Origin of the sequence: Lactiplantibacillus sp. B652 (assembly GCF_023806745.1) — a bacterium.
Taxonomy (GTDB): Bacteria; Bacillota; Bacilli; order Lactobacillales; family Lactobacillaceae; genus Lactiplantibacillus; species Lactiplantibacillus pentosus.
This window is the reverse complement of record NZ_JAMSKY010000005.1, coordinates 1-9,861: the sequence shown is the minus strand read 5'-3', so window position 1 is coordinate 9,861 and position 9,861 is coordinate 1. Positions and strand designations below refer to the sequence as shown.

Annotated in this window: 13 protein-coding genes; 12 read left to right on the top strand and 1 reads right to left on the bottom strand. The window is 46.5% G+C overall.

The window, feature by feature from the left end; all coding sequences use genetic code 11:
• The first annotated feature begins 128 nt into the window (after positions 1–128).
• The 6 genes from MZO40_RS07640 to trxA all read left to right on the top strand — a co-directional run bounded on the left by MZO40_RS07640 (position 129) and on the right by trxA (position 4,409).
• Positions 129–398 (top strand): IreB family regulatory phosphoprotein, encoded by a 270-nt coding sequence (locus tag MZO40_RS07640; RefSeq protein ID WP_003639152.1) that lies wholly within the window; start codon positions 129–131, stop codon positions 396–398.
• Positions 395–829 carry a Holliday junction resolvase RuvX gene (gene ruvX, locus MZO40_RS07635; protein WP_003639151.1) on the top strand — a complete coding sequence of 145 codons (435 nt, stop codon included), beginning with the start codon at positions 395–397 and terminating at the stop codon, positions 827–829. The genes MZO40_RS07640 and ruvX overlap by 4 nt, the downstream gene beginning before the upstream one ends.
• 12 nt (positions 830–841) lie before the next feature.
• Positions 842–1,138 carry a DUF1292 domain-containing protein gene (locus tag MZO40_RS07630; protein ID WP_050339336.1) on the top strand — a complete coding sequence of 99 codons (297 nt, stop codon included), beginning with the start codon at positions 842–844 and terminating at the stop codon, positions 1,136–1,138.
• A 132-nt stretch (positions 1,139–1,270) separates the two neighbouring features.
• Complete coding sequence (gene zapA, locus MZO40_RS07625) at positions 1,271–1,522, top strand: cell division protein ZapA (protein WP_050339752.1); 252 nt, start codon at positions 1,271–1,273, stop codon at positions 1,520–1,522.
• A 59-nt stretch (positions 1,523–1,581) separates the two neighbouring features.
• The gene (locus MZO40_RS07620; protein WP_050339335.1) at positions 1,582–3,948 is read left to right on the top strand and encodes an endonuclease MutS2; all 2,367 of its coding nucleotides are present in this window, start codon (positions 1,582–1,584) and stop codon (positions 3,946–3,948) included.
• A gap of 149 nt (positions 3,949–4,097) precedes the next feature.
• Positions 4,098–4,409 carry a thioredoxin gene (gene trxA, locus MZO40_RS07615; RefSeq protein ID WP_003639147.1) on the top strand — a complete coding sequence of 104 codons (312 nt, stop codon included), beginning with the start codon at positions 4,098–4,100 and terminating at the stop codon, positions 4,407–4,409.
• 174 nt (positions 4,410–4,583) lie between these two features.
• Here trxA and MZO40_RS07610 read toward each other — a convergent pair whose 3' ends face one another.
• On the bottom strand, positions 4,584–5,102 hold the full coding sequence (locus MZO40_RS07610) for a YslB family protein (protein ID WP_003639146.1): 519 nt from the start codon (positions 5,100–5,102) through the stop codon (positions 4,584–4,586).
• Positions 5,103–5,300: 198 nt separating this feature from the next.
• On the opposite strand from MZO40_RS07610, the gene racE reads away from it, so the two are divergent.
• The 6 genes from racE (at position 5,301) to MZO40_RS07580 (ending at position 9,719) form a co-directional block, all read left to right on the top strand.
• Positions 5,301–6,122, top strand: a complete 822-nt coding sequence (gene racE / locus MZO40_RS07605; protein WP_050339334.1) for a glutamate racemase — start codon at positions 5,301–5,303, stop codon at positions 6,120–6,122.
• The gene (locus MZO40_RS07600; RefSeq protein ID WP_088771065.1) at positions 6,115–6,723 is read left to right on the top strand and encodes an XTP/dITP diphosphatase; all 609 of its coding nucleotides are present in this window, start codon (positions 6,115–6,117) and stop codon (positions 6,721–6,723) included. Before racE ends, MZO40_RS07600 begins: the two co-directional genes overlap by 8 nt.
• A complete protein-coding gene (locus MZO40_RS07595) occupies positions 6,720–7,238 on the top strand; it encodes a metallophosphoesterase (protein WP_088771066.1) in 519 nt (172 codons plus the stop codon). The genes MZO40_RS07600 and MZO40_RS07595 overlap by 4 nt, the downstream gene beginning before the upstream one ends.
• A gap of 88 nt (positions 7,239–7,326) precedes the next feature.
• A complete protein-coding gene (gene cbpB, locus MZO40_RS07590; RefSeq protein ID WP_050339332.1) occupies positions 7,327–7,818 on the top strand; it encodes a cyclic-di-AMP-binding protein CbpB in 492 nt (163 codons plus the stop codon).
• Between the two features lie 18 nt (positions 7,819–7,836).
• Positions 7,837–8,547 (top strand): 2,3,4,5-tetrahydropyridine-2,6-dicarboxylate N-acetyltransferase, encoded by a 711-nt coding sequence (gene dapD, locus MZO40_RS07585; protein ID WP_050339331.1) that lies wholly within the window; start codon positions 7,837–7,839, stop codon positions 8,545–8,547.
• Between the two features lie 17 nt (positions 8,548–8,564).
• Entirely contained in the window at positions 8,565–9,719 is a 1,155-nt protein-coding gene (locus MZO40_RS07580) for an N-acetyldiaminopimelate deacetylase (RefSeq protein WP_088771067.1), read from the top strand.
• The last annotated feature ends 142 nt before the right edge of the window (positions 9,720–9,861 follow it).

Genomic DNA, 9,861 nt, shown 5'->3' with positions numbered 1-9,861 from the left:
TATTGCAGAAAAGAACCGATTTCGCCGTTTATTATTACGAATGTGTTACATCAAAGTGGATTGATTGTACTTCATATGGGCATTTAGTAAAATAGACAAGAAGCGGAAACTAGCGGGAGGTGCTTGATATGAGTTCATTAGACAAAACAATGTACTTTGACTTCGATAATGATAGCGTTAAAGATGTCCATGATACGCTAACAACGGTTTATGAAGCATTACAAGAGAAGGGCTATAACCCGATTAATCAGATTGTCGGTTACTTACTATCTGGTGATCCGGCGTATATCCCGCGCTTAAACGATGCTCGGAACTTAATTCGGAAGCATCAGCGTGACGAGATTATCGAGGAACTTGTCAAGTCTTATTTAAAGGCAGATAAGGATGTTGATGCATGAAGTTAATGGGGTTGGATGTTGGTTCCAGAACTGTGGGCGTTGCCATTAGCGATGCTTTTGGTTGGACGGCACAAGGCGTTGAAATTATTCGTATTAATGAGGATGCTGAAGAATTCGGTATCGACCGGGTCGCTGAACTTGTGACCGAGTTGGATGCTGGGGGCTTTGTCCTCGGCTTGCCAAAGAATATGAATAATACGCTGGGACCGCGGGCTGAAGCCGCTCAACATTATGGTGAGCTATTGACGGCTCGGTTTCACTTACCGGTAGACTTCGAAGATGAACGGTTAACGACCGTCGAAGCAGAGCGGATGCTCGTCGAAGAGGCGAACACCTCACGCAAGAAACGCAAAAAGGTGATCGATAAGCTAGCTGCTAGCTTGATCTTACAAAATTACTTGGATCGCCATGGCAAACTCACACAAGAATAGCGAGGAACTAACATGAGTCAAAACCAAGATCGTAAAGACAACGACGTTATCACCTTAGTTGATGACGAGGGTAATGAAACCCTATTTAATATTTTATTCACGTTTGATTCGGAAGACTATGGTCATTCCTACATCTTAATTTACCCGGCAGATGCACCGGCCGATGATGAAGTTGATATTCAAGCCTACATTTATGACCCAGAAGATGGCGATAATGGCGAATTGCAACTCATTGAATCCGATGATGAATGGGATATGGTTGAGCAAGTGCTGAACACCTTCTTAGCCGATGATGGTGGTATGCAATAGTCACCCGTAATGTTGAGCTCGTGGACCCAGGTCCGCGGGCTCTTTTTGAAGGGCCTACTGCGGTTCTAACGGTCGCAAAAAAGGCCTAACCATGCTAGAATATTATTGTTATTGAAAGGAAGCTGGATGTTGATGACTGCTAATAAGCGCCGCTTCAAAGCGGAAATTGATGGTCATACTTACACGATCATCGGCACGGCATCTGACCGTCACATGCAAACGGTGACGCGGATGATGAATGAACAAATTACACAACTTAAAAAATTAGCACCTGATATGTCGGATACGGAAATTGCGACGTTACTCGCTTTTAACGCAATCTCAGACCAGGTGGACAAACAAGCTGAATTATTGAAAATGCAAACGGATGATGCCGACAAGTAATTGCATTGTCCGTTTTTTTGCGACTTTCCGTAATTCATTGGAACTTCGGAGGGATGTTATTGAATTCCAAAGTATTGAATACGCTAGAGTATCAACAAGTTAAACAACAACTCGCCCCATACCTCGTTTCGGCGACGGGGCAACAAGCATTGAACGACTTACAGCCGATGACCACGGTCGCTGATATTCAGCGCGCCTTGGACGAAACCAATGATGGGGTGGAAGTTTATCGGTTAAAGGGTGGGATTCCAGTCGCCCGTTTAGCAGATATCCAACCACATATGAAACGCCTGGCCATTGGTGCGACCTTGAACGGTAGTGAGCTGGGTCAAGTGGCACGGGTTTTACGGACAACCCGTGCGATTACCCGCTTTTTTGCGGATTTGTTGGCTGATGCACCCGAAAATGACATTCGACATTTGTTCGATGAAGTCGATGAATTAGTCACGTTGCCAGAGGTTACCAAGCGGTTAGCAACGGCGATTGAAGGTGACGGTCATATTACTGACGATGCGTCCCCAGAATTGAACCACATTCGGGGCAGCATTCGCCGGACAGAGACTGAAATTCGAAATCAAATGGGACACTATACACGTGGCCATGATGCCAAGTATTTGAGTGATCCGATTATTACGATTCGTAATGACCGCTATGTGATTCCGGTCAAAGCCGAAAATCGGGGGCGGTTTGGTGGCATCGTGCATGACCAAAGTGCCAGTGGACAGACGCTCTTCATCGAACCACAGGCAGTTATGGCCTTAAATGACCGATTGCGGCAAAACCAAGTGGCTGAAAAACAAGAAGAACAACGTATCTTGGAAGAATTATCTAACTTGATTGCACCTTATCAAGAAGAAATTATTCACAACGCGGCCATCTTAGGTCACTTTGATTTTATCAATGCCAAGGCGCGCTATGCCCATGATATGCACGCAACTGAACCAGAAGTGTCGCCGTCCAATGAGGTCTACTTGCGACAAGCACGGCACCCTTTAATCGATCCGCGAAAAGTGGTCGCCAACGATATCAGTTTAGGTATCGATTATCAAGCGATGGTGATCACTGGTCCGAACACCGGTGGTAAGACGATTACCTTGAAGACACTGGGGTTACTGCAGCTAATGGCCCAATCTGGGCTGTTTATCCCAGTTGAAGCGGGGAGCCGGGTCGGCGTTTATCATGAAATCTTTGCAGACATTGGTGATGAACAATCAATCGAACAGAATTTGAGTACGTTCTCGTCACACATGGAAAATATCGAGAGCTTCCTGGCTCAAATCGATGAACACAGCTTAGTGTTGGTCGATGAATTAGGTGCCGGGACCGACCCACAAGAAGGGGCCGCACTCGCGATTGCGATTTTGGATGCGATTGGCGCTAAAAGCACCCAAGTCGTCGCAACGACCCACTATCCAGAATTGAAAGCATACGGGTTTAATCGACCGGATACGATCAACGCCAGCATGGAATTTGATGAGCAGACGCTTAAGCCAACGTATCGATTATTAGTCGGGATTCCAGGGCGTAGTAATGCGCTTGATATTGCACAACGGCTGGGGATTCCACAGTCAATCGTTGACCAGGCACGCTCGCTGACAGATACCGATAGTCAAGATTTAAACGCAATGATTGCCGATTTGGTCACTAAACGTAAGCAAGTTGAGGATGCGCAAGTCGCTTTGAAGGCCCAAGTGGCTGATTCAGAAAAACTGCACCGGCAACTGAAGAGTGAATTCAACGCTTATCAACAACGTAAGGATCAGCTGATTGAAGATGCCAAGGTTCAAGCCAATACGATCGTTGAAGAGAGTAAGACCAAGGCCGATGCGATTATCAGTGATTTGCGTAAAAAGCAATTAGCCAGCGGTACGGCGAATGTCAAAGAAAATGAGCTGATTGATGCCAAGGGAGCCTTGAATGCCCTTGAACAGCAACCTAAGCTGAAGAAGAACCGAGTTTTGCGCCGGGCTAAAGCCCAACATGAGTTTCATGAAGGTGACGATGTCCTCGTCAAATCGTACGGACAACGGGGCGTTTTAATGCAACGGATGGGCAAGCACGCCTGGGAAGTTCAACTGGGTATCTTGAAGATGAAGATCAGTGACAGTGACTTAGAGCGCGTCACACCGGAACCAGAACCGAAACGGGCGCGGGCAACAGTCCAGAGTGCCAACGCCAGCCACGTTTCGCCGAACCTCGATTTGCGGGGCGTGCGGTATGAGGACGCGATGACTCAAGTTGACCGCTACATTGATGCGGCACTGCTCGCGGGTTATCCGTCAGTGACCATCGTCCACGGTAAGGGAACTGGTGCCCTCCGCGAGGGAATTACCAATTACCTGAAGTCGAATCGTCAAGTCAAGTCGTTCCACTTTGCGGCGCCCAATCACGGTGGCAACGGGGCGACTGAAGTCCAGTTCAAGTAACAATATTTAAGCACTCAATTGCCACTCAGGCTAATGATGGTAGTGAGTCCTTCCGATAACACTTAAATTGTGAGCAAATTGTTTGTGTTCCCGGACGTTACTGGTATACTTACTATAAGTAACAGAATAAGAAAAGGAGGCCGATTTACATGGTCGCAGCAACTACTGATAAAACTTTTACAACGGATACTGCTTCAGGGGTTACGTTAACTGACTTCTGGGCAACTTGGTGTGGTCCTTGCCGGATGCAATCACCAGTTGTCGAACAGTTAGCCGATGAAATGGGTGACAAGGTGACGTTCAACAAAATGGATGTCGATGCGAACCCAGAAACGGCCAGCAACTTTGGTATCATGAGTATCCCAACTTTATTAGTTAAGAAGGATGGCGAAGTCGTCGATACATTAGTTGGCTACCATTCCAAGGATCAAATCAAACAAACTTTAGATCAGTATTTATAAACAAGTGATTCTGAATCGCTAATAGCGGTCCAGGGTTGGGCCAATGAAATAGCCTATTCGCCACTTTATTGGTTAAAAACAACGACCGGTTCAGGAATGATGATCATTCTTGAGCTGGTCGTTGTTTTGTTATGCAGAGCCGCTCGACACAAAAAAACGGTCAAAATGACCGTTTTATTGTGCTTCTTCAGTTTCGTCATCTTGCTCAACTTGTGGGCGGACGATTTCGATTGGGGTGGCCGGATCATGATTAATAATTGGTTGATTGTGGTCAATCGTCACTGAAATGCGCAGCCGCATGCGATTTTGAAAAGTGATTTTAGCTTCACTGACACAATTAGTGTGAAGCGCCGACTGTTCGGCTAGAAAGCCCGTTTCGAGCATGAAATCCGGTGACTTGATGGCGGCGCTACGCCGTGCAACTGGCTCACCAGTCAATTCGTAAGTAATGAGCTCATCGCTAGTATCCATTACAATGAGGTGGCCCCAGCCAGCTTGTTCAAAAAACATCACGAGATCATCATCACTAGCGACAGGAAATTGGCGCGCCAAGTCCTTACCAGCCCAGTAAAGAATGCCACTACTGTCATCACCCAATAATTTTGGTATTAAGGCATCTCGCAACAATTCTACACTGAGAATAGAAGCCTTGATCGAGTTGCCCGCAAATTGAGAATAAAAGTCGTTCGTCATGATAATTCCTTTCCATGCAAAAATCGTGGTATCTGAACCACTGTATAATCAATATTATACCTTGTTTTTAATGATGTGGCGGATTTTTTAAATTTAACCAAGGAAACTTTACAATTTCGTCGCAATTAGTCTGGCTTGAAATCAATTTCAAAAAAGACCATAATAAAGTTTCAGAATTCATTGAACGGAGATTTTAAAATGGCAAATGAACATGCAATTGGATTCATGGACTCAGGGGTCGGCGGACTGACCGTTGTCAAGCAAGCGTTGAAGCAGCTGCCCCGTGAAACAGTTTATTTTATTGGCGATCAGGCGCGTTTGCCATATGGGCCACGACCTACCGAACAGGTGCGGGATTTTTCATGGCAAATGGCGGATTTCTTGATGGCTAAGCAAATTAAAATGCTGGTCATTGCTTGTAATACGGCGACTGCTGCGGCTCTGCCAGATTTACGCGCAAAGCTACCGATTCCGGTGATTGGCGTGATTGCACCGGGGTCGCGGGCCGCATTGAAAGCCTCACACACGAATCGCATCGGGGTCATTGCGACCGAGGGGACGATTCGTAGCGATGCCTATCGCCAAGCGATTTTGAAGAAAGATCCGACTGCGACCGTTTTTCCAGAGGCCTGCCCCAAGTTTGTCCCATTAGTTGAATCGAACGAATATCATTCAACTGTTGCCAAACGCGTTGTTGCGGAATCATTGCAGCAAATGCAGAAGCAACAAGTTGATACGCTGGTAATGGGATGTACCCATTATCCATTGCTACGGCCACTGATTCAAAACGTGATGGGGCCCAGCGTCACTTTGATCGATTCTGGTGCTGAGACGATCAATGATGTTTCGGCAGTCCTCGATTACTTAGATATCGCAAACGATGCTGCCACCAAACAGTATCCTGATGAATACTACACGACTGGTGCGGCGGAGCAGTTTGAAGCTATCGCACGGGACTGGCTGGAGCAGCCTGATTTTCACGCACAACATGTTGATTTAGGGAGTGAAACAAATGACTAAACCACAGACATTGATTATTGCAACGAATAATCCGAACAAAGCGCGAGAATTTAGCGCAATGTTTGCCACTTATGACATCCAGATCAAGACGCTGGCAGACTTTTCTGATATTCCGGAGATTAAGGAAAATGGTATTACGTTTGAAGAAAATGCCACTAAGAAGGCGACGGTCGTGGTTGAAGCGACCGGTTTACCCGCAATCGCGGATGATTCTGGCTTGATGGTCGACGCCTTGCACGGTGATCCGGGGGTCTTTTCAGCACGTTATGCTGGTGATCACGATGATGCCGCCAATAATGCCAAATTATTAGCAAATCTCGGTGGTGTTCCAGAAGACAAGCGGACGGCGACGTTCCATACGACGTTAGTTGCACTCAAGCCGAGTGGGTCCAAACTCGTTGTTAACGGCGAACTAGCGGGTCGGATTCTCATTGCGCCGCGTGGTGATAATGGGTTTGGTTACGATCCGTTATTTTGGTCAACCCAGTTTCAAAAATCGCTGGCAGAACTGACGCCGGCACAAAAAAATCAGATTAGTCATCGGGGTGCGGCGTTACGCCAACTTATGACGAAATTCGACGAATGGTGGTCAAAAGCATGAAATGTTTAGTTGTAAGTGATAGTCACGGTGACCGCGACATTGTCGTTCGATTACTAGAAACTTATCGTGATCAAGTGGATGCAATTTTTCATTGTGGTGATTCCGAGCTATCAGATGATGATCCGTTATTGAAAGACATGTACATCGTCCAGGGCAATATGGATTTTGACACGCACATGCCAATTGAAGTGCAAACTACGGTTGACGACGTGACAGTCTATATGACCCATGGACACGTGTTTGGCGTGAACATGGGGTTGGATCACCTGTTAGCTAATGCCACGGCAGCCCATGCACGCTTGGCATTCTTTGGTCATACCCATCAATTAGGTGTTGAGCGTCGTGAAGGGGTGCTCGTTTTGAATCCGGGTAGTATCACTTTTCCACGCGGGGAGTTTGCACGTATCGGTGGGACCTACGCCATTGTTACCACCAGTTCGACTGCGATTGATGTCCAATACTACAATCGGCGCATGCAAGCTGTGCCGGAACTAAAATTCCATTTTGAAAATTAAATTGTGGTAAAAAATGCATTTAGTGACTTAACTGAGCCTGTTTCCGGTTACAATAGAGACATGAAAGCTTAGTCAAGGGGGCGCTTGTATGTTAATTCAACCAGTTGCGGACTTATTGTCGCGCAATGCCGACCACTATTTGATTCCGGCCGACATGGTGGCAAATGTCCAAACTGATAATAATTTGTATCACGCATTTTTGGTGTTGACCAAGATCAAGTATTCCAAAATTCCGGTCCTCGACCACAGTGGTCATTTTGAGGGACTGGTCTCATTACCATTGATTACTGAACAGATGCTCGGATTTGATCAATTAAATACCGAGGTCCTATTGCAACAGCGAGTGCAAGATGTGATGGAAACACAAGTCAAGACGGTGCACGATGTTGACGACGTGGAAGCCACCTTGCATCTGATGATCGATAATCCGTTTGTCCCAGTCGTTGATGACGATAATCTGTTCGAGGGAATCGTCACTCGGCGCGAATTCATGAAGAGTTTTAATTTTCTGACCCATGAAATTGGCAAACAATATGATATGATTGAGAAGGATTTTTCCACCAGCGAAAAAGCTAAATAAATTTATGGAGGGTCTCCGATGGCAAAATTAGATGCACAATCAATTATTAACTACATTGGCAGTGCGAAGAAAAAAACACCCGTTAAAGTATACGTGAAGGGTGCTTTGGACCAATTAAACGTTCCAGCAACGATCAAAACTTTCTTCAGCGGCAACGCTGGGGTCTTATTTGGTGATTGGGCGGATGTTGAACCGTTCTTAAAGGCTAACGCTGCAAATATCGAAGATTATGAATTAGAAAACAATGCGCGCAACTCTGCCGTTCCAATGGCGGACTTGAAGCAATATAACGCACGAATCGAACCTGGTGCTGTTATTCGGGATCAAGTTTTGATTGGCGACAATGCCGTCATCATGATGGGTGCGGTCATTAACATTGGTGCCGAAATCGGTGAAGGCTCCATGATCGACATGGGTGCGATCTTAGGTGGTCGTGCAATCGTTGGTAAAAATTGTCACATTGGTGCCGGCACTGTGTTAGCCGGCGTGGTTGAACCACCTTCGGCAAAACCAGTTCAAATCGATGACGATGTCTTGATTGGTGCGAATGCGGCTGTCCTTGAAGGTGTGCACGTTGGTAAGGGAGCCGTTGTGGCTGCCGGTGCCGTCGTCATCGAAGACGTTGCGCCAAACACCGTTGTTGGTGGGGTGCCTGCTCGTAAATTGAAAGACATTGACGACAAGACTAAGAGCAAGACAGAATTGATGGCTGAATTACGGAATCTTTAGTGTGAGGGGGATAAACCATGGTCTTACGGGAAACCGATTTAATTCCAATTTATCAACACTTACATCAAATTCCGGAAATCGGCTTACAGGAACACGAAACACAGGCATACTTGCTATCAATCATTGCCAAGATGCCTCAAGACTGGTTGACGGTCAAAACGATTCCAACGCTTGATACCGCGATTCTAGTCAAAGTTAGTGGTCAGCGGCACGATTATCGCATCGGTTACCGGACGGATATTGACGCTTTGCCAGTTACTGAGAACACTGGCCTGCCGTTTGCATCGACTCATCCGGGTGTGATGCATGCTTGTGGCCATGATATTCATATGTCGGTGGCGCTAGGCATTTTGAGTTACTTTGCCGAAAATCGTCCTGAAACGGACATGATTTTTATGTTCCAACCGGCAGAAGAAAACGCCTCGGGTGGGCAACGGCTGTATGAAAGTGGCGCTCTTGATGGTGATTGGATGCCAGATGAAATCTTTGCCTTCCATGACAATCCCAATCTACCAACCGGTGCGATTGGGTGCCGGATGGGAACGTTGTTTGCCGGCACTTGCGAGATTCATGCGCATCTTAGCGGTAAGAGTGGTCATGCGGCTTACCCACACCAAGCGAACGATATGGTCGTGGCTGGTGCAGCCCTCGTGTCACAATTACAGACGATCGTTGCCCGCAACGTTGATCCAATTCAAAGCGGCGTCGTGACGTTAGGTCACTTCTCCGCCGGGACGATTGGTAACGTGATTGCCGGTGAAGCACAAATTGATGGGACGATTCGGGCCCTGACGCAAGAGATGAATTTGCATATTCAACGGCGGGTACGGACGATTGCTGAAGGCGTGGCGCTGGCTTACGACTGTAACATCGATTTGAAGCTCAATCAGGGTGGCTATTATCCGGTTGAGAATAACGATGCCATCACGTCTGACTTCATTCAGTACATGCAGGATGATGCCGACGTGAACTTTATTGAGACGGCACCAGCCATGACGGGTGAAGATTTTGGTTATCTGATTCATCAGATTCCGGGCACCATGTTCTGGCTAGGTGTGGACAGTCCATACTCCTTGCATTCGGAAAATATGGTCCCGCATACTGCGGCCATTATGAGTGGCGTCAATGCGATGACTGGTTACTTGACCCATCGAAACGCATTACGAAAATAAGGACGACTGTATTGATATAAATATCGGGTCTCTGTCAACCGGTGTTGATGAAGTTATATTTAGAATCCAATTCATTTACGAATTGGGTTCTTTTTTTCGATTTTGATTTTGAATTCAATTTGAATTCGATAAATAAAGTTTT

Coding starts and splice junctions, on each gene's coding strand:
- MZO40_RS07640 (WP_003639152.1), top strand. CDS start 129: ATGAGTTCATTAGACAAAACAATGTACTTTGACTTCGATAATGATAGC.
- ruvX (WP_003639151.1), top strand. CDS start 395: ATGAAGTTAATGGGGTTGGATGTTGGTTCCAGAACTGTGGGCGTTGCC.
- MZO40_RS07630 (WP_050339336.1), top strand. CDS start 842: ATGAGTCAAAACCAAGATCGTAAAGACAACGACGTTATCACCTTAGTT.
- zapA (WP_050339752.1), top strand. CDS start 1,271: ATGACTGCTAATAAGCGCCGCTTCAAAGCGGAAATTGATGGTCATACT.
- trxA (WP_003639147.1), top strand. CDS start 4,098: ATGGTCGCAGCAACTACTGATAAAACTTTTACAACGGATACTGCTTCA.
- MZO40_RS07610 (WP_003639146.1), bottom strand. CDS start 5,102: ATGACGAACGACTTTTATTCTCAATTTGCGGGCAACTCGATCAAGGCT.
- racE (WP_050339334.1), top strand. CDS start 5,301: ATGGCAAATGAACATGCAATTGGATTCATGGACTCAGGGGTCGGCGGA.
- MZO40_RS07600 (WP_088771065.1), top strand. CDS start 6,115: ATGACTAAACCACAGACATTGATTATTGCAACGAATAATCCGAACAAA.
- MZO40_RS07595 (WP_088771066.1), top strand. CDS start 6,720: ATGAAATGTTTAGTTGTAAGTGATAGTCACGGTGACCGCGACATTGTC.
- cbpB (WP_050339332.1), top strand. CDS start 7,327: ATGTTAATTCAACCAGTTGCGGACTTATTGTCGCGCAATGCCGACCAC.
- dapD (WP_050339331.1), top strand. CDS start 7,837: ATGGCAAAATTAGATGCACAATCAATTATTAACTACATTGGCAGTGCG.
- MZO40_RS07580 (WP_088771067.1), top strand. CDS start 8,565: ATGGTCTTACGGGAAACCGATTTAATTCCAATTTATCAACACTTACAT.